The 25,609-nt window shown below is 37.6% G+C and carries 22 protein-coding genes and 1 pseudogene; 8 read left to right on the top strand and 15 right to left on the bottom strand.

All coding sequences use genetic code 11. The features are described 5' to 3' along the window. Positions 1-158: 158 nt before the first annotated feature. Together HWV54_RS04375 and pncB are read left to right on the top strand one after the other, a co-directional pair. Positions 159-2,233 (top strand): annotated as a pseudogene (locus HWV54_RS04375) (glycoside hydrolase family 94 protein); the annotation flags it as partial. A 130-nt stretch (positions 2,234-2,363) separates the two neighbouring features. Further along, positions 2,364-3,668, top strand: a complete 1,305-nt coding sequence (gene pncB, locus HWV54_RS04370; RefSeq protein ID WP_005866374.1) for a nicotinate phosphoribosyltransferase — start codon at positions 2,364-2,366, stop codon at positions 3,666-3,668. A gap of 710 nt (positions 3,669-4,378) precedes the next feature. On the opposite strand, the gene HWV54_RS04365 is transcribed toward pncB, so the two are convergent. The 10 genes from HWV54_RS04365 to nth all read right to left on the bottom strand — a co-directional run bounded on the left by HWV54_RS04365 (position 4,379) and on the right by nth (position 14,103). Further along, on the bottom strand, positions 4,379-4,765 hold the full coding sequence (locus tag HWV54_RS04365) for a YbaN family protein (RefSeq protein ID WP_040296406.1): 387 nt from the start codon (positions 4,763-4,765) through the stop codon (positions 4,379-4,381). 395 nt (positions 4,766-5,160) lie between these two features. Next, a complete protein-coding gene (locus HWV54_RS04360) occupies positions 5,161-6,066 on the bottom strand; it encodes a metal ABC transporter permease (protein ID WP_005866378.1) in 906 nt (301 codons plus the stop codon). Continuing rightward, positions 6,063-6,929: a metal ABC transporter permease gene (locus HWV54_RS04355; RefSeq protein ID WP_005866380.1), complete on the bottom strand. Its 867-nt coding sequence runs from the start codon at positions 6,927-6,929 to the stop codon at positions 6,063-6,065. Before HWV54_RS04355 ends, HWV54_RS04360 begins: the two co-directional genes overlap by 4 nt. After that, complete coding sequence (locus HWV54_RS04350; protein WP_005866382.1) at positions 6,926-7,756, bottom strand: manganese/iron ABC transporter ATP-binding protein; 831 nt, start codon at positions 7,754-7,756, stop codon at positions 6,926-6,928. The genes HWV54_RS04355 and HWV54_RS04350 overlap by 4 nt, the downstream gene beginning before the upstream one ends. Then, positions 7,753-8,661, bottom strand: coding sequence for a metal ABC transporter substrate-binding protein (locus HWV54_RS04345; protein WP_005866384.1), 909 nt, complete (start codon positions 8,659-8,661; stop codon positions 7,753-7,755). Before HWV54_RS04345 ends, HWV54_RS04350 begins: the two co-directional genes overlap by 4 nt. A 286-nt stretch (positions 8,662-8,947) precedes the next feature. Then, entirely contained in the window at positions 8,948-11,362 is a 2,415-nt protein-coding gene (gene pheT / locus HWV54_RS04340; RefSeq protein ID WP_005866385.1) for a phenylalanine--tRNA ligase subunit beta, read from the bottom strand. Positions 11,363-11,404: 42 nt separating this feature from the next. Then, a complete protein-coding gene (gene pheS, locus HWV54_RS04335; protein ID WP_005866387.1) occupies positions 11,405-12,478 on the bottom strand; it encodes a phenylalanine--tRNA ligase subunit alpha in 1,074 nt (357 codons plus the stop codon). Positions 12,479-12,572: 94 nt separating this feature from the next. Further along, positions 12,573-12,974: a 50S ribosomal protein L20 gene (rplT, locus tag HWV54_RS04330; RefSeq protein ID WP_005866390.1), complete on the bottom strand. Its 402-nt coding sequence runs from the start codon at positions 12,972-12,974 to the stop codon at positions 12,573-12,575. A gap of 33 nt (positions 12,975-13,007) precedes the next feature. Continuing rightward, positions 13,008-13,211, bottom strand: coding sequence for a 50S ribosomal protein L35 (gene rpmI / locus HWV54_RS04325; protein WP_005866391.1), 204 nt, complete (start codon positions 13,209-13,211; stop codon positions 13,008-13,010). A 151-nt stretch (positions 13,212-13,362) separates the two neighbouring features. After that, complete coding sequence (gene nth / locus HWV54_RS04320; protein WP_005866393.1) at positions 13,363-14,103, bottom strand: endonuclease III; 741 nt, start codon at positions 14,101-14,103, stop codon at positions 13,363-13,365. A 110-nt stretch (positions 14,104-14,213) separates the two neighbouring features. Here nth and HWV54_RS04315 point away from each other — a divergent pair, with 110 nt between their 5' ends. Then, positions 14,214-14,669, top strand: coding sequence for an Hsp20 family protein (locus tag HWV54_RS04315; protein ID WP_005866395.1), 456 nt, complete (start codon positions 14,214-14,216; stop codon positions 14,667-14,669). Positions 14,670-14,673: 4 nt separating this feature from the next. After that, a complete protein-coding gene (locus tag HWV54_RS04310) occupies positions 14,674-14,925 on the top strand; it encodes a BQ00720 family protein (RefSeq protein WP_005866397.1) in 252 nt (83 codons plus the stop codon). 861 nt (positions 14,926-15,786) lie between these two features. Here HWV54_RS04310 and HWV54_RS04305 read toward each other — a convergent pair. Both HWV54_RS04305 and HWV54_RS04300 read right to left on the bottom strand, forming a co-directional pair. Further along, the gene (locus tag HWV54_RS04305) at positions 15,787-16,374 is read right to left on the bottom strand and encodes a transglycosylase SLT domain-containing protein (protein WP_005866399.1); all 588 of its coding nucleotides are present in this window, start codon (positions 16,372-16,374) and stop codon (positions 15,787-15,789) included. 110 nt (positions 16,375-16,484) lie between these two features. Next, entirely contained in the window at positions 16,485-17,669 is a 1,185-nt protein-coding gene (locus tag HWV54_RS04300) for a DNA recombination protein RmuC (protein ID WP_005866401.1), read from the bottom strand. 93 nt (positions 17,670-17,762) lie between these two features. Between HWV54_RS04300 and def the strand changes: the two genes are divergently transcribed. Genes def through truA form a run of 3 tightly spaced genes read left to right on the top strand, consistent with a single transcriptional unit; the run spans position 17,763 to position 19,973 of the window. Then, positions 17,763-18,299, top strand: coding sequence for a peptide deformylase (def, locus tag HWV54_RS04295; RefSeq protein WP_005866403.1), 537 nt, complete (start codon positions 17,763-17,765; stop codon positions 18,297-18,299). Next, positions 18,299-19,228, top strand: a complete 930-nt coding sequence (fmt, locus tag HWV54_RS04290) for a methionyl-tRNA formyltransferase (protein WP_005866405.1) — start codon at positions 18,299-18,301, stop codon at positions 19,226-19,228. The genes def and fmt overlap by 1 nt, the downstream gene beginning before the upstream one ends. Position 19,229: 1 nt before the next feature. Further along, positions 19,230-19,973, top strand: coding sequence for a tRNA pseudouridine(38-40) synthase TruA (gene truA, locus HWV54_RS04285; RefSeq protein WP_005866407.1), 744 nt, complete (start codon positions 19,230-19,232; stop codon positions 19,971-19,973). A gap of 32 nt (positions 19,974-20,005) precedes the next feature. Here truA and HWV54_RS04280 read toward each other — a convergent pair whose 3' ends face one another. Next, entirely contained in the window at positions 20,006-20,869 is an 864-nt protein-coding gene (locus HWV54_RS04280) for an LOG family protein (RefSeq protein WP_005866409.1), read from the bottom strand. Positions 20,870-20,976: 107 nt separating this feature from the next. On the opposite strand from HWV54_RS04280, the gene dapD reads away from it, so the two are divergent. Beyond that, entirely contained in the window at positions 20,977-21,825 is an 849-nt protein-coding gene (gene dapD, locus HWV54_RS04275; protein WP_005866411.1) for a 2,3,4,5-tetrahydropyridine-2,6-dicarboxylate N-succinyltransferase, read from the top strand. Between the two features lie 70 nt (positions 21,826-21,895). On the opposite strand, the gene lepA is transcribed toward dapD, so the two are convergent. Beyond that, on the bottom strand, positions 21,896-23,701 hold the full coding sequence (gene lepA, locus HWV54_RS04270) for a translation elongation factor 4 (protein WP_005866413.1): 1,806 nt from the start codon (positions 23,699-23,701) through the stop codon (positions 21,896-21,898). A 975-nt stretch (positions 23,702-24,676) separates the two neighbouring features. Then, complete coding sequence (locus tag HWV54_RS04265; protein WP_005866415.1) at positions 24,677-25,591, bottom strand: DMT family transporter; 915 nt, start codon at positions 25,589-25,591, stop codon at positions 24,677-24,679. Positions 25,592-25,609: the final 18 nt, after the last annotated feature.

Below are 25,609 nucleotides of genomic sequence, written 5' to 3'. Positions count from 1 at the left end.
TATTTAAAAATAAGGTCGCTTATCTTTCTAGCGGCCTTTTTTATTTGTTAAAGAAAATTGTTTGCTTATCTTTTCAATTTGTCTTGTTAAAAATTACAAATATTCTCAAAGAAAAATAAAAAGTTTATTTTTTCTATGAAATGTTCATTATTAAGATAACTTGCCATGGTTTTGGATTTTCAACCTTTAAATCCACACATTCAGAAATTACTTTAGAACTTACTCATACACTCGATCAAGAACAACCAGTTCGTCTTTCACGCCTCATCCTTAAAAAGGCCGGAAAAAAACACGCAGTTTACGCTTGTATAATTATGTTGAATGGGTTTTGGGTAATGTCCGTACAAAATATGCACCTTTCATACTCCCCTCGTATGATCCCATACGTGGTGCACATTTTATCCAAAATCCCTATCACATCGAAAAATCGCAACAAGTAGCCTTTTTATCAGCTTCCGAAATACCAACAAGTACTACCACCGATCGCACTCAATTTATTGGTGTAACGGGAACGGTTACACATCCACACGCGATTCGTAACGCTGGCTCCCTTTCAAATACAGTTGAAGCAGGATGTGATCCTTGTTCAGCATTCGCCTATGATATTGATCTGTCACCAGGGCAAACAAAAGAAATTATTTTTTATCTTGGTAGTACTGAAAATAGGCAAAAAGCTGAAAAATTACTAGATCAAGTGCGTGTATGGGATTTTGAAATTCTACACACACAACAAAAAAGCAATGGAGTAACTTTGTTTCTCCATTTCAAGTAAAAACACCTGATCCCTCTTTTGATATTATGGTCAATTATTGGCTTCCTTATCAAATCTATGTTTGCCGTATCATAGCACGTGCAGCTTTTTATCAAGCCAGTGGTGCATTTGGTTTCCGCGACCAATTACAAGATAGCTTATCCTTGTTATTATTGAAACCACAACTGGCGCGTGAACAATTGTTAAATGCCGCAGCACATCAATTTCTTGAGGGTGATGTACAACATTGGTGGTTACCTGACACCAATGAAGGCGTTCGCACGCGTATTTCTGATGATATTGTCTGGCTTGCATATGGAACAGCTCTTTATGTCAGTACTACTGGTGATGATACACTTCTTGATACCCAAATTCCTTTCATTGAAGGAGCTACTCTAAGCAGTGGACAACAAGACTCTTATTTTAAATCCACACAATCCTCAAAGATTACAACACTTTATGAACATTGTGCTTTGGCTTTAGATCTTGCTATCTAACGCTGTGGACAACATGGTCTTCCTCTTATTTTAGGTGGTGATTGGAATGATGGTATGAATTTAGTAGGTATTGAAGGGAAAGGTGAAAGCATTTGGTTAGGATGGTTTCTTGGTACAACACTACAGGCGTTTATACCCCTTGCTAAAAAACGTAATGACAACAGCCATATACAAGCATGGAGTACATATCTTAAACATTTAACCAAATCCTTAGAAAAAAATGGTTGGGATGGTGCTTGGTATCGACGTGGTTATTTTGATGATGGAACTCCTCTTGGCTCTAAAATAAATGATGAATGTCAAATTGATACGATTGCTCAATCTTGGTCTGTCATTTCTCAAATGGCATCTCCCAAGCGCCAAAAACAAGCAATGACATCAATGCTTGAACATTTGTATGATGAAAAAGGTGGTCTTATACGTCTTTTCTGGCCGCCTTTTGATAAAACTACTCTCGAACCCGGTTATATAAAAGGTTATCCTCCTGGCATTCGAGAAAATGGTGGTCAATACACACATGGTGCTATTTGGAGTATTTTAGCTCTTGCTGAAATGGGTGAAAGCGATAAAGCTTATGCTTTTATTTTCTATGATTAATCCAATCACTCATGGGCAAGATCCTGAAATTTATCGTGTTGAACCTTATATTATGGCCGCAGATATTTACGCCGTTGAACCACACCGTGGACAAGGTGGTTGGACATGGTATACAGGCTCAGCAGGCTGGTTCTACCGCGCCGCAATCCACGCCATTCTTGGAATTAATCGTCAAGCTCATCAATTATTTTTACATCCACATTTGCCCTCCTCATGGCCCGAATATGAAGCAAAAGTAAAATTTCATGACGCTGTTTACACTATTAAAGTAAAATGGGGATCCGAAAATATGCTTAGTGTTGATGGTAAAAAATATGCCGAGATTTATACAGCAATACAGTTACATAAAATGGGGAAACATGAAATTATATGTACTCTTAAATCTTAAAAACAAAAAAGATAAAATGCTTTTTATCCTTGCTCAAACTTGTAAAATTATTATATTTACATTCTCTATATTGATTGTGTTGGTTGGACAGTAATTTTAGATTTCACAAAACTGGAAGAAATAGAGGGTTATGAATCATACAGACATTGCTAGACGTGTTTACAATCATACCTGGAAACTTGATCCTATTATTCGTTCGCTGCTTGATACAGATTTTTATAAACTTCTTATGGTACAGATGATTTGGGGGCTTTATCCCAATGTTAATGTTACTTTCTCCCTCATAAACCGTACCAAAACAATACGTCTTGCCGATAATATTGATGAAGGTGAGCTACGTGCCCAACTCGATCATGCTCTTAGTTTGCGCTTTACAAAAAAAGAAATGATCTGGCTTGCTGGTAATACATTTTATGGACGTAAACAAATTTTTAAACCAGATTTTCTTCACTGGCTTGAGAATTTTCAACTACCAGAGTATGAGCTCTCTCGCAAAGATGGGCAATATATCCTTCATTTTCATGGTCCGTGGGCCTATAGCTCCATGTGGGAAATTCCCGCCCTTGCTATTATCAGTGAATTACGTTCACGTGCTGCAATGAAAAATTTAGATCGTTTCGCTCTCGATGTACTTTATGCGCGTGCTAAAGCAAAAATATGGAGTAAAGTCGAACGTCTTAAAAAATTACCTGAGATTAAAATATCTGATTTTGGTACAAGGCGTCGTCATTCTTTTTTATGGCAGCGTTGGTGTGTTGAAGCATTAAAAGAAGGTATTGGCGATTCTTTTACCGGGACTTCCAATGTTCTTCTTGCCATGGATACAGATTTAGAAGCTCTTGGAACCAATGCACATGAATTGCCCATGGTCATTGCCGCTCTTGCCAAAAATGATGATGATTTAGGAAGAGCACCATATCAAGTCTTGCAAGATTGGAACCGCTATTATGGTGGAAATCTTCTCATTGTTTTGCCTGATACCTTTGGTACAGAAGCATTTTTACGCAATGCACCAGATTGGGTATCCGACTGGACAGGCTTTAGACCTGATAGTGCTCCTCCCATTGAGGGGGGTGAACGTATTATTCAATGGTGGCAAGAGAAAGGAAAAGATCCTCGTGAAAAATTATTGATTTTTTCTGATGCACTCGATGTCGATACAATTGAAAAAACCTACCATCACTTCCGTGGGAGAGTGCGTATGAGTTTTGGATGGGGAACAGACCTTACCAATGATTTTGAAGGTTGTGCACCCCAAGAAATTGCAACTCTTAATGCTCTTTCCCTTGTTTGTAAAATCACCCATGCCGATGGTCGACCAGCTGTAAAACTTTCAGATAATTCTGAAAAAACTGTCGGTGATCAACAAGAAGTACAACGTTATCTCAATTTTTTTGGTAATAAAAAATATGTTGTTAGTTCTATAAAAACTTAGTTTCTAGCTGAATTAAAAAATTAATATATTGATTACAATTACTATTTTTCCCTTTCTACAGAGAATGAAAACAACAATATAGAATAGTGTCTTTTATTTTGTATGCTTTTAATTATCGGAAAAGAATCTGTTTACTTCATGCCATAAAAAGAATGAATTATAATAAACCATTTGAGAAAAACCTATATTGCCTTTTATAATCCATCTTTAATGGAAAAATAGGTATAATATTAGGAAAAGATCAATATAATAATGTCACTGATCTGTTACTTATAAGTAGAAAGATGATGATATCCAAAGGATTCTTTTCCATATTATTTATGGATAACATTGAAAAATAAAAACAAATAGACATATCTTCTTCAAAACAAACGACAATGAAATTCGTCACTGATAGATACGACAAATATAGATTTTGCTAATTATTAACTGACCCAAATAACTTCCTATGAATGTGATCCATTATTGTTTACAAAAGGGCTTTATAAGTATTTGGTTGAAGTATTTGCATACGACCTCTCTACTCATAAAATTGTTTCTTGTATTCTCATCCTATCTCATAAATCGTTCTAAACAGTTTATTATCTTAGATGTATTTTTGCTATTTAGATATTATCCTTGAATTTTAGAGCAGAAAAACTCTGTCACTAGCTATCACGAATTAGAAAAATCAAAAAAATATTTTTTCATAAAACCTTTTATTTCTGCCATTATAAAGATGGACGTGTTATAATATAAATGGCAATAAACAGCAGAATAGCAGCAACTAATACAGCAAACCACAAAGCTGGATGCACTATTATTAGAAAAGATAAAAAACCACCTGCCATACTCATTACCGCAAAAACTTTAACAAATACGGAAATGGCCCTTTTTTCTTCCCATTGCTTAATAGGTGGACCTAAAAAGCGATGATTCTTCAGCCAACGATGAAAACGTGGTGATGAACGAGCAAAACACCATGAAGCAATTAATAAAAATGGCACAGTTGGCATAATAGGTAACAATATACCGATAACAGCCAATACAATCATTGCCCAGCCTATTATAGACGTGCAAATACGCAAAGAGCGAGATATCTTAAAATTTTTTTTCATCCTCTAGCACTATTTTTATCTAAACAAGACCATTACTATATTTTCTTACTTTTCACATGCTTTAGCGCCAATCACTTGTTATACTACTTTATTCGTAAGTATATTTTTGTGGTAACCCCTTCTCTAAAGCACAAAACAGTTTACGCAATATGATGGTCATTTTAAAATTTTCAAGAAACATAAATAAATTTTCAGGAAAAGAAAAAATAAAAAGGCTGCAGAATAACTCAATGCAGCCTCTTAATTACGAATGCAGCTTGGGGGGGAGAATACATACTGCACTCACCTGCTAGATGTTTAGGAGGAAAATAACCTAGCACTATATTTTCTATTCAAAACAAACATGAGGGACAATATATAAAAATGCATGGCTGATATGCATAAACTTAGAAAATTCAAACTTCTTGAACTGTGACTCGACGAAAAAAAATTGACATGAAAATGGTAATAAAAATCAAAGTTAAAATTAATACAATTGTGGAAGCCGAATCAGAGCCTATAAATAAACTGAGATAAATTCCTAAAAAACCAGAAAATGCTGCAACAAGTATAGCGATCACTAACATAAAAGAAAACTTCTTCGTAATAAGATAAGCAATTGCTCCCGGTGCTATTAATAAAGAAATAACAAGAACAATACCAACAGCTTTCAAAGCTGCAACAATCGTGAGAGAAATCAACGTCAAAAGAGTATAGTGGAGTATCGATATTCGCAATCCCATTGCACGTCCTTGAACTGAATCAAAAATATAAAGCATAAAATCGCGCCATTTTGCTCCTAGAATAAAAGTGACAATAATAGAAATTATAGCTGTCTGCGTAATATCAAGCCAGTTAACACCCAAAAGATTACCAAATAGAATATGATTCAAATCTAAATTACTATAAATCGCCGTTGCCAAAACAAGCCCTAAACCAAACATCGATGAAAAAACAACACCCATTACCGTGTCTTGTTTAATGCGACTATTGCTCCCTAAAAAACCTGTCAGAATAGAACAAATCATACCCGCAACAAAAGCACCACAAGTAATTAAAGCCATTGTAACATTCTCTGGGCGCACATACTGAAACCAAGCAAATGGCAAAGAAGTCAAAAATGTTATTATCCACGGAGTTGTCATATAACCAACAACAACACCAGGAAAAACCGCATGAGAAATAGCATCACCTAAAAGCGCCCATCCTTTCAAAATGAGATAACAAGAAAGCATCGCCATTGGAACAGAAAGGATCGTAACGATAAGCATGCCTTTAAGCATAAAAGAAAATTGAAAAGGAAGTAGTAATTGATCAATCATGATAACATCACACCTTTTTTTGCCGCTTTTATACGTAAACGCGCAGCAATAAAGCCATGTTTAGGAGCAAAAATAAAAGCTAGAATAAACAGAAATGCTTGAAAAAGCACAACAACACCACCTGTTTGCGCATTCAAAAAATAACTCACATAGACACCTAATATGCTTGTGAATGTCCCAATTATAACTGCAATAATTAAAATATTTATAAAACGATCACTTAAAAGATAAGCTGTTGCTCCAGGCGTCACAACAAGACAAATAACCAAGAATGCTCCAACTGTTTGCATAGCAGCAACAGTACAAGCAGCAAGCAATGTAAAAAAGAGAATTTTTAAAAACTTTACGTTCAATCCAATAGCACGTGCATGTGTTTCATCAAATAAAGAAACAAGAAGATCTTTCCATTTCAAAAGCAATATAAATAAAGAGAAAAAACCAATAAAAGCTAATTGTATAATATCTGATGAACTGACTGCTAAAATATTTCCTAAAACAATCGTATCAATATTAACCGCCATTGGCTTTAATGATTTAAGAAATAGCCCAAAAGCAAAAAAGGAAGAAAAAATTAGGCCAATAATGGTATCTTCTTTTAATTTTGTACGATGATTAAAAAACAGCATTGCTGCCGCAGCAAGCCCACCAGAAAAAAAAGCTCCAAGCGAAAAAGGTAATCCTAAAAGGTAAGCCCCTGCTACACCAGGAACAATCGAATGGGAAAGTGCATCGCCAATTAACGACCAGCCTTTTAACATCAAAAAAGCAGAAAGAAAGGCACAAACACACCCAACTAATCCCGAAACCCACATCGCATTAACCATATATTGATAGCTCAGCGGTTCAAGCAACCAAGAAATCATGCAACATGCTCCATTCTTTGAACATTTTCATGAACTGTAGATCGTTTTCCCCCGGTGAAAATATCATCCTTTTTCACACCTTGAAAATCAAAAATATGATGATGCAAAGCACCACCAAAAGTTTTCTCTAGATTTTCCTGTGTGAAGACGGTCTCAGTTAACCCAGAAGCCAAAACCGTCCCCTTGATTAAGACCGTGTGATCACAAAATTCACGAACAGAACCTAAATTGTGGGTAGAAACTAATATCACTGCCCCTTCTTTACGAAGATCTTGTAACAAAGCAATGATTTTATCTTCTGTTGTGATATCAACCCCTGTAAATGGCTCATCCAATAAAATAGCCTTTGCTTGCTGTGCAAGAGCACGCGCTAGAAAAACTCGCTTCTTCTGCCCACCAGAAAGTTCACCAATTTGGCGCTTGGCAAATGCTAACATATCGACCCGTTCTAATGCAACACGGACAGCTTCATAATCCCGTGCACGTGCATAACGAAAGAAATTCATGTGACTATACCGTCCCATCAATACAACATCTTCAACGAGTACAGGAAAATTCCAATCAACATCTTCACTCTGAGGAACATAAGCAATAAGGCTTTTTTTCAAAGCCGTATCAACAGGCAAACCAAATATGCGAATTTTTCCTTTTGAAGGTCGCACAAACCCCATAATAGCCTTAAATAACGTTGACTTTCCTGACCCATTCACGCCAACTAATGCCGTAATAGAACCTGTGGGGCTTTCAAAAGTTACTTCGCGTAAAGCTGTATGTCCATTACGATAAGTTACCGTTACCCCTTGGGCAAATATTCCAGATTCTATCATTGACCTTTTACTCCATCTAATAAGGCATTGCTAATACGCCTGCTTGTGACACGTAATAAATCGATATATGTGGGTACCTCACCATTTTTATCACTTAGAGAATCAACATAAAGAACACCACCGTATTTAGCCCCTGTTTCTCTCGCAACCTGTTTAGCAGGCGCAGGGGAAATAGTGCTCTCAGAAAAAACTGCATGGATATTATATTTGCGAACCATATCAATAACATGCTTAACCTGCTGTGGTGTTCCTTGCTGATCAGCATTAATGGGCCATAAATAAAGCTCTTTCAGATCAAAATCACGTGCCAAATAGCTAAATGCACCCTCACTGGTTACAAGCCAACGCTTATCTTGTGGTACTGCTTCTAATTCAGCTCTGATTGGATCAATCGTTGCACGAATCTTCTGTTTATAAATCTCAGCATTCTCTTTATAAATAGCAGCATGCTCAGGATCGTACTTTATAAAAGCGTCGCGAATATTATCAACGTAAATCAAAGCAGAGGTCGGCGACATCCATGCATGAGGATTGGGCTTCCCACTAAAGGGGCCTTCACCAATTTTAATCGGTATAATACCTTTTGAAACAACAACACTTGGAACATCCTTGATATTTTGAAAAAACTTTTCAAACCAAAGCTCCAACTCTAATCCGTTCCACAATACAAGATTAGCTCCTTGTGCACGCATAAGATCGCGAGGCGTAGGTTGATATTCATGAATTTCAGCGCCTGGTTTAGTGATTGATTCAACATTAGCAGCATCACCTGCTACATTCCGTGCCATATCAGCAATGATAGTGAATGTTGTAACAGCTTTAAATTTACCAGCACACAAAGCAAAACTGGGTGTAAAAAAAATAACACTTCCCAAAACTATAGTGAAAAATGTTCTTACGTTCATTGCTTTTCTCTTTCCTTCATATGCTCTATTTATTGCAAATAATTAGCATTAACGTGTAACAATAACAGTTATCTTTTACATTTACAATGAAGGATTATGAAAAATAATAACTTTTTAAGATGTTTAAAAACATTCTTTTTCGTTTTGAAAAAATTAATGCTTTAAAGCCGGCCTACTTTGGTATAGAAATTCTCTTTCAAAAAGCTCTATAGCTCTTGAATGCCGCCAAAATAAGGAAGCACTCCCCAAATGCTCCTTCTTTATAAAACAGTCTGATCAAAAGAAATTAACAGCGCAGATATGCGCCTGTCATCTTGGTAACATTTTCCACTACCTGCAAAGCAAGCTTTTCTAAATCTTCATCAGTTAAAGTCCGTTCAATGGGCTGAATAGTGACTTCAATCGCAACAGATTTTTTATCTTCCCCAAGGCTTGAATCTTCAAAAACATCAAAAACTTGCACTGAATGAACAAGTTTTTTATCCGCTCTGCTTGCAGCACGAACGATAAGAGAAGAGGCAACCGTTTTATCAACAACAAACGCAAAATCACGTCTCACCATTTGAAAAGGCGATAATTTTAACGGAGAACGATTTTTTGTTGCTTTTTTCTTTGATTCTGGAATTCGATCAAGAAAAATTTCAAAACCACATAAAGAACCACTGACGTCTAATCTTTCTAATGTGGCAGGATGAAAAACACCAAAAAAACCAAGGATCATCTTTGACCCAAGCTTTATGACTCCTGAACGACCAGGATGAAACCAATCAGGTGCTCCAACTTCAATTTGAACCTTGTTAATATCTATACCACATGCTTCTAAAACAGCCAATGCATCTGCTTTTGCATCAAAAACATCAACTACCGCCGCATTTCCATTCCAAAAGCGTCCGGCTCCTTCAAATCGTTCTGTTCCACGGCGAATTCCACTAGCAACATGTTGTTGTTTATCAGGAGTATTGCCTTCATAAATGCTGGAAACTTCAAATAAAGCAAGATCTGGAAATCCACGATCAGCGTTTCGTTGTGCCGTTATCAGTAAACCAGGTAAAAGAGAGGGGCGCATTACCGACATATCAGCAGAAATAGGATTGACTAATTTAAGTTGTGCTTGACCGCCTCCAAAAGCAAGCGCTTGTTTTTCAGAAATAAATGACCAAGTCACAGCCTCCTTCATACCGCGATATGCCAAAGCCAAACGAGCAACACGTGAACGAAATTGCAAAATTGTTAAAACTGGATGTTTGCCTTCTGTAAAATTTTCCAATGGAATAGGCTTAATTTTATCCAGCCCATAAATTCTTATTACCTCTTCTACTAAATCCGCTTTACCAGCAACATCAGAGCGCCATGTTGGTACTTTAACCGTAACCACATCTCCCTTACCTTCAACGCAAAACCCAAGCTTTGTTAAAATAGTTAAAGCTTGATCGCGCTCTATTTGCAAATGTGTTAAGCGTTTAATTTCAGAAAAAGAAAAAGCAATCTGTTTGACTTCTGGTTTTTGATAACCAACAACTTTCATCCTAGATACTTCACCACCACAAAGACGCAAAGCTAATTCTGTCGCAACCTCAAGCCCTGTTTCCATAAAAGCTGGATCAACTCCCCGTTCAAATCTATAACGGGCATCACTTATAAGATCTAATGCACGCCCTGTCTGCGCAATGTTCTGTGCATCCCAAAGCGCTGACTCAATAATAACGTTACGCGTCATCTCATCACAGCTCGTCCTTTCACCACCCATGATACCGGCAATTGAAATAACCCCTTCTTCATCTGCAATGACACAATCTTTAACGCACAAATTATAAATTTTACCATTAAGTGCCTGAAGTTTTTCACCTTCACGAGCGCAACGCACACACAAATTGCCTTTAATCTTATCTGCATCAAAAACATGAAGTGGGCGGCCAAGATCAAAACTTATGTAATTAGTCATATCAACTAATGCATTAATCGGTCTCAAACCTATCGCACTCAAACGCTGTTGCATCCATTGAGGTGAAGCACCATTTTGAACATTACGAATTTCACGCCAAGCAAAACCTAAACATATCGACACGCTTTGTGAAAAATCGAAAGAAACATCAAGTGGTGTTTCAAAAGAGAGATCGAATTGTGGCAAGGATAATTCTTTTAATTTTCCAATTCCAGCAGCAGCAAGATCACGGGCAATACCACGAACACCTGTACAATCAGAACGATTGGGGGTCAAACTAATATCAATGATAGGATCATCTAAACCAGCATAATTCGCAAATGATCCTCCAATAGGAGCATCTTCTGGAAGCTCAATAATGCCATCGTGTTCATTTGATAACTCAAGCTCCGCTTGTGAGCACATCATCCCAAAACTTTCAACACCACGAATTTTGCCTATCGATAGCGTCACATCAAGCCCTGGCACATAAGTCCCTGGTAAAGCAAGAACACCAACAAGCCCAGCACGTGCATTTGGTGCACCACAGATAACTTGTACAGGTGCACCAGCCCCCGTATCTACCGACAAAATCTGAAGTTTATCCGCATCAGGATGTTTTACTGTTGTTAAAATTTTCGCAATTATAAAACCTTTTAAAAAAGAACGGTCATCAACATGATCAACCTCAAGGCCTATAGCCGTCAGTTTTTCACAAATTTCATTCAAAGGTGCATTTGTTTCTAAGTGATCTTTCAACCAAGACAATGTAAATTTCATTTTAAAACCTCACATCAAAGCTATGACAAGATCACACATTTCTTAAACCAGGGAAAAAATAGGCATATCAAAACAGCGAAAGCCATAATGATCTAACCAACGCAGATCAGCATCAAAAAAAGCCCGTAAATCAGGCATACCGTATTTCAACATGGCAATGCGATCAATGCCCATTCCCCACGCAAAACCCTGATACTCATCGGGATCTAAACCAACATTTTTCAATACATGAGGATGCACCATGCCACATCCTAAAATTTCTAGCCAATCCTCTCCTTCCCCGAACTTCACTTCTGAACCAGAACGATCACACTGAATATCCACTTCCATAGACGGTTCAGTAAAAGGGAAAAAAGATGGGCGAAAACGCATCTTTATAGTTGGAACTTCAAAAAAGGTTTTACAAAAAGTCTCATGAAGCCATATCATATGTGCAATGGTAGAGGTTTTATCAATTACAAGACCTTCTACCTGATGAAACATAGGCGAGTGCGTTGCATCTGAATCCATACGGTAAGTTTTCCCAGGAATAATGATACGTATCGGAGCTTTTTGTTTTTCCATTGTACGAATTTGCACAGGTGATGTATGAGTGCGTAATAATTTTCGCTCTCCCATTTTATTAACATCAAAAAAGAAAGTGTCATGCATCTCACGTGCTGGATGGCCTTCAGGAAAATTCAATGCCGTAAAGTTATAATAATCTGTTTCAATATCTGGCCCTTCTGCAAGGGAAAAACCCATTTTTGTATAAATGGCTATAATTTCCTCAATTACCTGTGAAATAGGATGAATACGCCCCCGCTCCATAGGTGAAGAACGTACAGGCAAAGTTACATCAATCGTTTCACGAGAAAGACGCGCATCCATTGCTTGACGTTTCAGAAAATCACGCTTTTGCGCCCATAATTTTAAAATGCGATTTTTTAACTCATTAAGAGCTGGCCCAACTTTTTGGCGTTCTTCGGCATCCATTTTTCCTAATGCTTTTAATTTTTCAGAGATGCTACCTTTTTTGCCTAACGCCGCAATACGCACTGTTTCAAGTGCTTGTTCATCACTAGCTGCCTCTAAAGCTAAACGAATTTCTTGTTCTAGATGCTTAATGTCGCTCATATCTCTGCCTATTTTGGGATAGAAAAAAGCCCGCACTAGCAACAACCAGTACGGGAACTTGAACAAATGAATGCTTTAAGAGAACACGACTGGCTTATTTGACAGCGCCTTCAAAAGCATTAGGCGTTGTGTTTTTTAAATATTCCAAAGCCTTCTTTGCAGAAGCAACTAAAGCACGAAATGCTGCTTCTTCATGAATTGCTATATCTGAAAGAACTTTACGATCAACCTCAATACCTGCTTTCGATAAACCATCAATAAAACGCCCATAAGTTAAGCCTTCTGCACGAACAGCCGCATTAATTCTCTGAATCCACAAAGCACGAAAAGTGCGTTTCCTATTTTTGCGATCACGATAAGCGTACTGCTTTGAACGATCAACCGCAGCCTTAGCTGCACGAATGGTATTTTTACGACGCCCGTAAAAACCTTCAGCCTGTTTCAGAACTTTTTTGTGTTTAGCGTGCGCTGTTACACCTCTTTTTACACGTGCCATGTAATACTCTCCTAAAAATCAAAAGCGTAAGGTTTAAAAACCATTTGGCAAATAATGCTGAATAACTTTTTTGGCATCTTGTTCACTCAAAACCATCGTTCCACGTGCATCGCGAATAAATTTATTCGAGCGTTTAATCATGCCGTGGCGTTTACCTGCAGCTGCTACCTTCACTTTGCCTGACGCAGTGATTTTAAACCGCTTCTTAGCGGATGATTTGGTCTTCATCTTGGGCATTTTGCTACTCCATACAATTTTTCATTAAAGTGGATTTATTCACTCAAGCGGACCAACGCTTGAACAAGCATTTAAACAGCCACGGCATGCCCTGCCGGACGGTCCCAACAGTATTTTCATAAGCTAGTATATACAAAATAGCAAGAGCGTATCAAAAAAAAATTGGAGGCCCATTATCTTGAACTTCAACCAAAGGTGCTGGAATTGTATTTGTTTTGATTGCTGCTTTACATAAATCAGCAATAATGCATCGCGTACATTGTGCCTTGCGCGCCTGGCAAATATAACGCCCATGTAAAATGAGCCAGTGATGTGCATGGCGGAGATAATGAATCGGTATAATCTTTAGTAACTTTTCTTCAACAATCTCCGGTGTTTTACCAGGAGCTAAACCAAGACGGTTCGCAAGACGAAAAATATGCGTATCTACTGCCAGTGTAGGTTGTCCAAAAGCAACATTCAAAACAACATTAGCTGTTTTACGCCCCACCCCAGGAAGTGCCATAAGTGCTTCACGTTTATCAGGTACTTGACCGCTATAGTGGTTAATTAAAAAGTTACAAAGCGCATACACATTACGTGCTTTTGCACGCCAAAGACCAATTGTACGAATATGGCGTCCAATTTCTTCTTCTCCTAATGCAACCATTTTTTCCGGTCGATCAGCGAGGCGAAATAATTCTTTTGTTGCTTTATTAACACTCGTATCTGTAGCCTGAGCCGAAAGAACAACAGCAACCAAAAGGGTAAAAACATTTGTATAGATAAGATCACTCTTTGGAATCGGACGTTGAACAGAAAAACGGTGAAATATTTCTTCAATTGCATCTTTGCTATACAACATTCCAGAAGATATTCGCGTCTTTGACAATTTTATTGTTCTTTGAGTCATTGAATCTTCTCTCTTGAAGTTACTATTTACACTCGCCATATGAGAGAAATGTAACAAACACTTTTTATAGAGCTTGGTCAAGCAAAGCCGCTTTGAAGAGGATATTCACAATGACACATGTGACGCCTTTCTCTAATCCCTTTCTTCTAGGATTTGAAACAGTAGAAAAAACATTGCGACGTATTAGTAAAACTGGTGAGGCTTATCCAGCTTATAATATTGAACGATTACACAAAAACGATGACACAAATCATATACGCATAACTTTGGCTGTTGCTGGATTTAAAGTTAATAATCTCAATATCTTGCTCGATGACAATCAATTAATCATTCATGGCAAGCAAACAGATAATCAAAATCATCAATATTTATATCACGGTATAGCGGCACGCCAATTCCAACGAACCTTTGTTCTCGCCGAGGGAATGTATGTTACAAATGCCGAGTTGAAAAATGGCCTTTTATCAATTAACTTACATCAACCAAAATCAAAAAAACAAATAAAGCAGATTCCGATTAAAGTTAGCAGTGGTGAATTATATCAAAGTCAAAGCGTAAAGGAATAGGAAAATGGGAGAACATAAACAGAGCTCGTCGTTGCAAAACATGTCCTACTCTGAAGTGGGGCAAATCGCTTACTTAAAAAAAGTTTGTACAGATGATCTCGCTAAAAACTTTCCAGATCTTCCACCAATGACCCCAGGCATCACAATATGGGCGCTGTTCGGTGAAACAGGTTATCCGATTATTTTGTCTGATGAGCGCTCTATCGCTCTTGCAGGAGCTAATGAGCATGAGCTACAAATTGTAACTCTGCACTAAATTATTTTACGAAAAATAACCGGGTATTTTTCTAAACTCTGTCGATCTTACCTGAAAAAGGATGATGATAAGTCTTTTTGTGAATAAATTGGAAGCAAATCATTCTAGTTTTAGGAATGTTGTAATTTTTTTGACCCAAAAGTATGGTTGGGTTTAATTTCACGTATCTTTTTATATTATCAATCTTTTTGAGGATTTATATCTGTTTTTTCTTTTTTACTTTTTTATTAAAAGAGAAAGCTTTTCTGATTAGTGCTATTTCATGTATTCTGTTAGCAAGTTTTTATATTAAACTTTTTACACCTTGATATTGCATTTTCTTTTTAACAAAGATTTTGATGAAAAAATTTTCTCCATCATGTTCTCAAATGCATTGCAAGAGTTGCTTGTTAGATGGAGTTATGTAATTCGTGTAACCATTACGGCAATATATTGATTTATAATCATAATTCATCTTTTTACATGTTGAATAAAACACCTGAATACAGTAAGATTCGCTCATTTCAAACTCTCTTAATATTGAATCGAGCAAAATCATTTCCTGGCATGTCACAAAGGGTATGGCGTGTAAATAAAACTATTTAAGAAAAGAATAAAAATGCTTCTTATGAACCATCTAAATGAAAGGACGTTACAACATTGGAAGCTGATAAACAAAATGACAGTGCCAGCTTGTACTTTCCTAAGCGCAAAAATGGCGCTGCCCTATGGATTTTATGTCATACCATTCATAAGTGCACACGTAAAATGGGTTTTGGAGCATTAAGAAATGTCTCTTTAAAACTATACCTGATTATTCTGTTCTCAAACTAATTTCAGTATCACCCCAATTCTTAATTTAGAAATTTTTACACTTCCCCTCTAATGCCAACCACAAGCCTTTAATTGCTGTTCATAGCGCTTAGATATTCTTGCCATACGCTCTGCTGCCTGTGCAAGCGCTGCAGTTGCATACCCCTTACTTCGCGCATAAGCACCATGTCCCATATGATAATTTAAATAAAGGTTATAGGCATCATCAAACCTAACACCATTACGTTTAACGCTTTGACGATGATACCAAGCAACAAAATCAGCGGCATCTGCAAAATTGGTACGCCATGCAAAAGACCTTCCTGTAGAACGAAGATACATTTCCCATGTACTGTCTAGCGCTTGAGAATAACCATAAGCTGTTGAACGGCGTTTCCATGGAATAAAACCAAGTAGCTTTTTGCGTGGAGGACGTGCATTGCGACGAAAGCTTGACTCCATATTAATGGTTGCGAGAATAATAGAAATGGGAATTCCGTAGCGCATTTCTGCGTTTTTAGAAGCTTTTCCCCAATTATCAAAAAAACCATTTTTTTGAGCTAAAATAGCACAAGCATTGTTTGTGTTCAGGGAAGTGCTTGTTACACATCCCCCTAGCAGAAACACCAATGCTCCTAAAAACAAAAGGTGTTGCATATTTTTATTCCTCTTTGATCTAAGAAATAAAATGAAACGTAAAAATACTAAAAAACTCTTATCAATCAATGAAAAATATGATCACACTTTGTTGTCTTAAGTAGTTTGATTCACTCTTCATCAATTAAACGCAATGTTTGCGATTGAACAGAGGTTGTAATTGATGCCAGTTCAGAATCGTCCTCTTTTAATTCAAAAGCTTCAATACGATTAGCTCTTTTCATAATTTTAGAAGATGATGTTAAAATTCCCTCAATATCCTCACCCACTTTGTAAAAATGCTTCTGTAAAGCGCGAACACGTATATCCATTCGCTCAAAATCTTCCATTAATTTTGCTACTTCTGATTGGATTAAATGTGCTTGTTCACGCATTCGCGCATCTTTCATAATAGTTTGTACAACCTGAATAGATAACATCAACAAAGACGGCGATACAATAATTACATGTGCCCGATTAGCTTTTTGTACCAGTGGCTCAAAATCTTCATAGATTGTTGCGAAAATCGATTCTGATGGCACAAAGAGAAAAGCGGTGTCATGTGTTTCTCCAGGAATTAAATATTTTTGTGCAATATCGCGAATATGGACATCCATATCAGTACGAAATTGGCGCTCTGCCTCTTGACGTTCTTGAGGTGAAGCTGCCTTATGTATCGCATTCCAAGCCTCTAAAGGAAATTTAGCATCAATAACAAGAGCTGGAGCTTTATTAGGCATATGAATAAGACAATCTGGTCGCTTTCCATTTGAAAGAGTCGCTTGGAATACATAGGCATTAGCTGGTAAAGCATCGGCAACAATTGCTTCCATCCGTCCCTGACCAAAAGTACCACGTGTCTGCTTATTGTTTAAAATGGCCTGCAACTGAACAACCTGCCCCGCAAGCGATTGAATATTATTCTGTGCCGCGTCGATCACCGCTAAGCGCTCTTGCAAACGAGTCAAATTTTCATAAGTAGATTTGGTTTGCACCTGGATGGTTTGACCCAAATTGGTTGTCATCCCATTAAGTTGTTCACTGATAGATTTATTCAATTCAGCTTGTCTTTGACCAAAAATTTCTGCCATAGTCTGCATCCGTCCTTGCATTTCAGCTTGTGTTTTTAGCAATATAGCCATTTGCATTTGTGACTCACGAGCATGTTCAGCAATTTTACTTTCCAAAAATTCCTTTTTTCGATAAGATCGTATAAGCATAAAAAATGCTAAGCAGACGAATATAAGAAAAAGCAGAACCATCAGTTTAGCAAAAAACTCATCAAAGAGCATGAAAGAAAAAAACGAATCAAACATGGAAAAATGAGTATAACGCTCTTATTTGTAAAAAAACGCAAGAATTCGTTATTCAATATTGACCCATAACAAACCATTGATTAATCTACAGCTATGCCAATTAAACCGTTAGTTACTTTACCTGATCCGATTTTACGGGAAGTATCCAAACCTGTTGAGCATATCGATACAGCTCTACAGAAGCTCGCTGATGATATGTTAGACACGATGTATGATGCCAAAGGTGTAGGTCTTGCTGCTATTCAGATTGGTATACCACTACGCATGTTAGTCATAGATGTCTCCGGAAATGATGCTCAAAAAAATCCGCTTGTTATTATTAATCCTGAAATTTTATGGCTTTCAAATGAGCATAATATTTGCAAAGAAGGTTGCCTTTCTATTCCTGAATATTATGCAGAAGTTGAACGTCCTAAACGTCTCTGTGTTTGCTATAGAGATCGTGAAGGAAAACAAACAGAAATTGAAGCAGATCACCTCCTAGCTACTTGCTTACAACACGAAATCGATCATTTAAATGGTCGCCTTTTTATTGATCACATTTCAAAGATTAAACGTGATATGGTGATACGAAAATTCAAAAAACGAGCACGAATAAAAGAAAAAAATGCTCAGGAAACAATTTTGTAATGGCACTACGATTAAGTTTTATGGGAACACCGGATTTTTCTGTTCCTATTTTACATGCTTTATTGGATGCTGGCCACGATATTGTAGCTGTTTACAGCCAACCTCCTCGCCCAGCAGGACGTCGTGGTCTTAAACTGATCCCCTCACCTGTTCAAAATGCAGCAAAGGCAAAATCCATTCCCGTATTCACGCCTCAAACACTCAAAACAGCCGAACAACAAGCTCAATTTGCAGCACTTTCTGTTGATGCTGCTATTGTTGTCGCTTATGGATTACTCTTACCGAAAGCTATTCTCGAAGCTCCGCGTTTTGGTTGTTTCAATGCCCACGCTTCATTACTACCACGCTGGCGTGGTGCTGCTCCTATTCAGCGTGCAATTATGGCTGGTGATAGGGAAACGGGAGTCATGATTATGAAAATGGATGAAGGGCTTGATACGGGGCCTATCGCTTTATCCCATTCCATCGCCATTACTGATCACACCACCGCTGGTGAACTTTCAACCAAACTTTCACAGATAGGTGCAGAACTTATGATAGAAACTTTATCGGTTCTTGAAAAAGGCCAACTTAAACTTACCCCACAATCAGGAGAAAAAATAACCTATGCCTTCAAAATCAAAAAAGAAGAAACACGTATTGATTGGACAAAACCTGCAGAATTTATCCATAGGCATATTCGTGCTCTCTCTCCTTTTCCTGGTTGTTGGTGCAACATGAATATCAACGGTCGAGAAGAACGCGTAAAAATTCTTGCAAGTCATTTAATGCCAGGCCCTTCTCTTGAAATTTGCTGGATAGAACCGAATTCTTTGGTTATACATTGTGGACAAGGGCGTATAGAAATAACCTCTCTCCAAAGATCTGGTGGTAAAATTCTCGATAGCGTAACATTTTTGCGAGGCGCTCGTATTTCTTCTGTTTTTTGATATGCCACGTTTTAAACTCACTCTTGAATATGATGGAACAAATTATGCTGGTTGGCAGCGCCAAGTAGGGCTTCGCACCATACAAAATGCCCTTGAACAAGCTATTTTTCATTTTAGTGGACAACAATTAACCATAACGACAGCTGGTAGAACTGATGCAGGTGTTCACGCTACAGGACAAGTTGCACATGTTGATTTCATAAAAAACTGGCCGACGCATACTGTGCGTGATGCACTCAATGTTCATTTGCGGAAAGAGGGTGAAGATATTTCGATTTTGAATGTAGAAAACGTTCCAGATAGTTTTGATGCACGATTTTCTGCAATCAAACGCCATTACCTTTTTAAAATCCTCAACCGCCGCTCACCACCAGCTCTAAACGCCAAACGTGTGTGGTGGTTGCCAAAACCTCTCAATGCTGAAGCTATGCATGAAGCTGCACAAAAACTTGTAGGACTACATGATTTTACCACTTTCCGTTCAGCCCACTGTCAAGCCAAAAGTCCTATTCGCACCCTTGAACGCCTCGATGTTCAGAGAAACGGAGAGGAGATTTTCATCTATGCACAAGCGCGCTCTTTTCTTCATCATCAAATCCGTTCATTCACAGGAAGTCTCATGGAAGTTGGTATTGGACGTTGGACGATACAAGATCTTGAAGCAGCTCTCCATGCTAAAGATCGTATGCGCTGTGGTATGGTTGCTCCTCCTTCAGGACTCTATTTAACACAAGTTGACTATTAATTATCTTTTAAAAGTCATTTCATCAAAAGCGATTAACGAAGCTTATAAAAGGAACGAATTTGTTCAAAAGCTTCCGCTGCTGTATCGACAAATGTTACAAGATCCACATCCGAAGGAGAAATTGTTCCTTGCGCGGATAAATAATCAAAATTGACAACATTGTTCCAAAATTCTTTACCAAACATTAAAACTGGAACTTTTTTCATACGTCCTGTTTGCATTAAAGTTAACGTCTCAAATAACTCATCCAAAGTTCCGAAGCCTCCAGGAAAAATTGCTAACGCCTTTGCCCGCATTAAAAAATGCATTTTACGTACCCCCAAATAATGAAAATTAAAACACAAATGTGGTGTTACATAAGGATTTGGCTCTTGCTCGTGTGGTAAAACAACATTCAACCCAATCGTCGGTGCTCCAATATCAGCAGCACCACGGTTTCCTGCTTCCATTATTCCTGGTCCTCCCCCTGTAACAACTACGAATTCACGATATTCAGTCGTGGCAGAATAATGTGAGCATAAACGGGCAAATTCTCTCGCATCATTGTAATAATGGGACATAGAAAGCAAATTGTTTTTTTGTATTTCACTTTTTTCTGCCCATGCTGCTTTCCTAGATTCAGGAATACGTGCACCACCAAATAAAACAACAGTCGATTGAATATTACACTCCTGAAGAGCTATTTCCGGTTTTAAAAACTCAAGACCAATACGCTGTGAACGTAATTCAGGACGCATTATAAAATCTTGATCAATATAAGCTAAACGATAAGTAGGCGAACGCACTTGTGCTGAATAAGAAACTTTTTTTACCTGTTGTAAAGCACCCTTCGCACAGAGAACAGAGGTTAACTTTTTTTGCTCTTCTTCCCTTTTTTTTTTATAATCTTTTTTCATATACTTATCCTGTTTCCTCATCGTTTCATTGACTGAACATATTTCTTCGCGTAGTTCATAAAGTAATAAATCTTGAAGCTTTCAACTTGTTTAACGGAACTCTGATCATGACTCATCTTACACAACTTGAAATGATTATTGAAAAAGCATTTGACGACCGCAATTCTATCAATACTAGCACAAAGGGTGAAATTCGTGAAAGTGTCGAATATGCATTAAACCTTCTTGATAAAGGCGAAATCCGTGTTGCGGAACGACAAAAAAATGAACAATGGCATGTTCATCAATGGTTGAAAAAAGCTGTTCTTTTGTCTTTCCGCCTCAATCCCATGCGCATCATTTCTGGTGGTGTTAATGAATCATATTGGTGGGACAAAGTCTCTTCCAAATTTTCCGGTTGGCAAGAAGCTGATTTTAAAAAAGCTAATTTCCGTTCCGTTCCGGGAGCGATTGTGCGCCATTCTGCCTATATTGCACCCAATGTTATATTAATGCCATCCTTTATTAATCTTGGTGCTTTTGTCGATGAAGGGACAATGGTTGACACATGGACAACTGTCGGTTCTTGTGCACAAATCGGAAAATATGTTCACCTTTCTGGTGGAGTTGGAATCGGAGGTGTTTTAGAACCACTGCAAGCAAATCCAACTATCATTGAAGATCATTGCTTTATCGGTGCACGTTCTGAAATCGTTGAAGGTTGTATTATCCGTGAAGGTTCTGTTTTAGGTATGGGAGTGTTTATTGGAAAATCCACCAAAATTATTGACCGCACAACAGGAGAAATTTTTATAGGTGAAGTACCTCCCTATTCTGTTGTTGTTCCAGGTTCTCTCCCTGGTAAACCATTACCAAATGGTGCACCAGGTCCTCATCTTTATTGTGCTGTCATAGTAAAACGCGTTGATCAAAAAACACGGGAAAAAACATCTATTAATGATCTATTGCGCGACTAAAAAGATATTTTTCAAAAACTTAGCAAATAAGCAAAATATAAGAATGAAATTAATGAAGGAACAATTTTTCTTATTTACTCATTTTAAGCGCTTGGATAAAAGCTGACTGTGGAATCTCTACTTTTCCAAATTGGCGCATCCGCTTTTTGCCTTCTTTTTGCTTTTCTAAAAGTTTGCGTTTACGCGTGATATCGCCTCCATAACATTTAGCTGTTACGTCTTTACGCAAAGCACGAATTGTTTCGCGTGCAATGATTTTACCACCAATTGCTGCTTGAATCGGAATCTGAAACATATGCTGAGGAATAAGATCCTTCAGTTTTTCGCACATAGAACGTCCGCGCTTTTCCGCAATAGTGCGATGTACAAGCATAGACAATGCATCAATAGATTCTCCATTCACCAAAATAGACATTTTAACTAAATCGCCTTCCACATAATTTGTCATTTGATAATCGAAAGAAGCATAACCCTTTGAGATTGATTTTAAACGGTCATAAAAATCAAAAACCACTTCGTTCAGTGGCAAATCGTATATCACCATGGCACGCGTCCCAACATAGGACAAACTAACCTGTATCCCCCGTCGTTCTTGGCAAAGTTCTAAAATTGAACCGAGATAATTATCAGGAGTCATTATTGTAGCCTGGATCCATGGTTCTTCGATAGAAGAAATTTTTACCATATCAGGCATATCTGCTGGATTATGTAGTTCTTTGACAGAACCATCATTCATATTCATGCGATAAACAACCGAAGGTGCTGTCGCGATTAAATCCAAATTAAATTCTCGCTCCAATCGCTCTTGAATAATTTCAAGATGAAGTAATCCTAAAAAGCCACAACGAAAACCAAATCCCAAAGCTGCTGACATTTCCATTTCAAATGAAAAGCTTGCATCATTTAAACGCAATTTGCTCATGGCTGCACGCAAATCTTCAAAATCAGCTGCATCAATGGGAAAAAGTCCACAAAAGACAACTGGTTGTGCCGGTTTGAAACCCAACAAAGCCTCTTCACAAGGACGGCGCTCCTCCGTAATGGTATCACCAACCCGTGTATCAGCAACTTCTTTGATAGAGGCCGTTATAAAACCAATCTCTCCAGGACCTAATTCATCCACTTGGATCATTTTTGGAGTAAAAACTCCTACCCGTTCAACTGGATACTTTGCCCCAGTCCCCATCATGCGAATAGTTTGACCCTTTTTCAACACACCATCAATTACCCGCACCAAAACGATCACACCGAGATATGCATCATACCAGCTATCAACCAACATCGCCTTTAAAGGTTTATTACTGTTACCAGTATGTGGAGGTGGCAATTGTGTAACAATTGCTTCTAAAACATCAGAAATACCTAGACCTGTCTTTGCTGATATTTCCACTGCCTGAGATGTATCGATGCCTATCACATCTTCAATTTGTTCTTTTACACGCTCAGGTTCTGCCGCAGGAAGATCGACCTTATTGAGCACAACAACCAACTCATGAGAATTATCAATAGCCTGGTAAACATTCGCCAACGTCTGCGCTTCTACACCTTGGCTCGCATCCACTACTAATAGCGAACCTTCACAAGCTGCTAATGACCGTGAAACTTCATAAGCAAAATCCACATGACCAGGTGTATCGATAAGATTTAAAATATAGGTTTCACCATCTTTTGCTTTATAGTGTAAACGTACCGTTTGTGCCTTAATGGTAATTCCACGTTCGCGTTCAATATCCATGGAATCGAGCACTTGCTCTTTCATCTCGCGGATATCAAGCCCTCCTGTCATTTGAATCAAACGGTCAGCTAAAGTCGATTTTCCATGGTCAATATGCGCCACTATAGAAAAATTACGGATATAATTACGATCTACTGTCATATGGGCGATTTAGCAAAGAATAGCACAAAAGGCAAAGACCAATTATGCTTCTTCGAAAGCCTTTCAAAAGAATATAAAAAAGAGCTTCTTAAAACATGACTTCATCATAACTTAAAAAATGAGGCTTTTGTTTGCTAAATTTTATACAACTGGTTCAAAATACCAAAATGCTCTTAACTTTTTCATATTCATTGATCTTACCATTCATATGCTGTACATTATTAGAAATGCATATATAGCTTAGACTTGTGATAAAATTCACAAGGAGTATTGTTTTATCTTTGTACACAATAACCCTTTTATTACCCTTATACAATAAAAGTCTCATATTGGAGCAGATGATCTTTGTAACTGCGAAAATTTTAGAAATATGCTCTCTTGCGCAATATTTTTTTAAAAAGTTCACACATTATTAAAAGCTTTCTTTCCTTCTTTCTTTAATAGGGGCACGCCACTCACAAAACATAGAATATCATTGTGTTGCGAATTCATTCACTTATTTTAAAGAAACAAGCTCATAATATTCCCAAGCCCATCTCATGATGGTGCTCGTGGATAGTATAATGTAAAAGCCATTGGACACCACCATCTTTACATTTATGAAGGTGCCAACCGGTATCATCATTACTTTGATCAGCTCTCAATATTCTTGATAGCCCCTGCCTTTAGAAAATTCATAAGAAACATTTTACTCCTTTCTTCCTTCAATAGTTTTATCCATACGTTATTCCTGCTTTTGACGTGCAAGCAAATGATTTTGATTGATTCAACATAAAGAGGTTTGAAATGCGAGAATTGTACGTTACTGGATCTCTTGTTCAACATGCAAAAAGATGGATTATTCTTATAAAGTAATACCTTGCTTTAAAGGTGAAAAAACATAAAGACCATACTTAATTTCTTTAAAGAAATAGAAAAATAAAAACTCTTTAGATGGAAATAGCATGAAATGAAATCATGACAAAAGAGAAAAAATTAATCAATTTTTTCAGATATCTTAACTTTCCTCCGCCATTGTGAAGGTTGTAATTCAGCTACCACGATCCCAATCAAAATAAGCAAACCACCCAATAAAGCTAAAGGAGATAAACGTTCACCAGCCAAACGCCCAACAATACCAGCCCATAGAGGTTCGCCTGCGTAAATAAGTGTTGCACGCGTAGGTGAAATAGATTGTTGTGCCCAATTCATTGCCAATTGAATGATAGCACTCATTAATGCTAATCCTATACCGATATTCAACCATATCCATGAAAATTCAGGAATACTTTCACCCATTAAAGGCATACAAAAAAATGAAAAAATACCACTAAAAAATAACTGTATAATCGTTACGCGCCGGCTATCAACCTTGTTAGCAAAAACCCCAATGAGTATAACTTCTCCAGCAATCGCTAAAGCACCCAATAAAGTCAAAATTTCACCTTTTGAAAAATCAAAACTTCCTGGTTTTTGTCCAGAAATAAATAGAAGCCCAAGAAAAGCAAAAATAATACCAACCCAACAGGCTAAACGGGGTGGTTTTCTAAAAACAATCCATTGCAGTATTGGAACCATCGGAACATAAAGCGCCGTGATAAAAGCCGATTGACTACTAATAATTGTTTGAAGCCCCGTAGCTTGTAAAGCGTAGCCCAAAAACATTCCTAAACCAATAGCCATCCCAGCAAAAATTTCATAAACAGTTATACCTTTCATAGAGCGCCCAAAAATTGCCCCACAGATAAGCGATGCAATAATAAAACGAAATCCAACAAAAAAAAGAGGACCGCTATAGCGTACCGCAATGTGAATCACTAAAAATGTAATACCCCACAATATTGTCGCAACAAATAATGCTAATTCCGGCTTTCTTAATAAAGAATATTTCAACTGTTTTATATTAGTCATGAAAGGTCTTTTCCTCCA

Source organism: Bartonella alsatica, from assembly GCF_013388295.1.
In the GTDB taxonomy this organism is placed as follows: Bacteria; Pseudomonadota; Alphaproteobacteria; order Rhizobiales; family Rhizobiaceae; genus Bartonella; species Bartonella alsatica.
Note: the sequence above shows the minus strand (reverse complement) of the source record. Positions and strands in the feature narration are given on the sequence as shown.

Coding starts and splice junctions, on each gene's coding strand:
- pncB (WP_005866374.1), top strand. CDS start 2,364: ATGAATCATACAGACATTGCTAGACGTGTTTACAATCATACCTGGAAA.
- HWV54_RS04365 (WP_040296406.1), bottom strand. CDS start 4,765: ATGAAAAAAAATTTTAAGATATCTCGCTCTTTGCGTATTTGCACGTCT.
- HWV54_RS04360 (WP_005866378.1), bottom strand. CDS start 6,066: ATGATTGATCAATTACTACTTCCTTTTCAATTTTCTTTTATGCTTAAA.
- HWV54_RS04355 (WP_005866380.1), bottom strand. CDS start 6,929: ATGATTTCTTGGTTGCTTGAACCGCTGAGCTATCAATATATGGTTAAT.
- HWV54_RS04350 (WP_005866382.1), bottom strand. CDS start 7,756: ATGATAGAATCTGGAATATTTGCCCAAGGGGTAACGGTAACTTATCGT.
- HWV54_RS04345 (WP_005866384.1), bottom strand. CDS start 8,661: ATGAACGTAAGAACATTTTTCACTATAGTTTTGGGAAGTGTTATTTTT.
- pheT (WP_005866385.1), bottom strand. CDS start 11,362: ATGAAATTTACATTGTCTTGGTTGAAAGATCACTTAGAAACAAATGCA.
- pheS (WP_005866387.1), bottom strand. CDS start 12,478: ATGAGCGACATTAAGCATCTAGAACAAGAAATTCGTTTAGCTTTAGAG.
- rplT (WP_005866390.1), bottom strand. CDS start 12,974: ATGGCACGTGTAAAAAGAGGTGTAACAGCGCACGCTAAACACAAAAAA.
- rpmI (WP_005866391.1), bottom strand. CDS start 13,211: ATGCCCAAGATGAAGACCAAATCATCCGCTAAGAAGCGGTTTAAAATC.
- nth (WP_005866393.1), bottom strand. CDS start 14,103: ATGACTCAAAGAACAATAAAATTGTCAAAGACGCGAATATCTTCTGGA.
- HWV54_RS04315 (WP_005866395.1), top strand. CDS start 14,214: ATGACACATGTGACGCCTTTCTCTAATCCCTTTCTTCTAGGATTTGAA.
- HWV54_RS04310 (WP_005866397.1), top strand. CDS start 14,674: ATGGGAGAACATAAACAGAGCTCGTCGTTGCAAAACATGTCCTACTCT.
- HWV54_RS04305 (WP_005866399.1), bottom strand. CDS start 16,374: ATGCAACACCTTTTGTTTTTAGGAGCATTGGTGTTTCTGCTAGGGGGA.
- HWV54_RS04300 (WP_005866401.1), bottom strand. CDS start 17,669: ATGTTTGATTCGTTTTTTTCTTTCATGCTCTTTGATGAGTTTTTTGCT.
- def (WP_005866403.1), top strand. CDS start 17,763: ATGCCAATTAAACCGTTAGTTACTTTACCTGATCCGATTTTACGGGAA.
- fmt (WP_005866405.1), top strand. CDS start 18,299: ATGGCACTACGATTAAGTTTTATGGGAACACCGGATTTTTCTGTTCCT.
- truA (WP_005866407.1), top strand. CDS start 19,230: ATGCCACGTTTTAAACTCACTCTTGAATATGATGGAACAAATTATGCT.
- HWV54_RS04280 (WP_005866409.1), bottom strand. CDS start 20,869: ATGAAAAAAGATTATAAAAAAAAAAGGGAAGAAGAGCAAAAAAAGTTA.
- dapD (WP_005866411.1), top strand. CDS start 20,977: ATGACTCATCTTACACAACTTGAAATGATTATTGAAAAAGCATTTGAC.
- lepA (WP_005866413.1), bottom strand. CDS start 23,701: ATGACAGTAGATCGTAATTATATCCGTAATTTTTCTATAGTGGCGCAT.
- HWV54_RS04265 (WP_005866415.1), bottom strand. CDS start 25,591: ATGACTAATATAAAACAGTTGAAATATTCTTTATTAAGAAAGCCGGAA.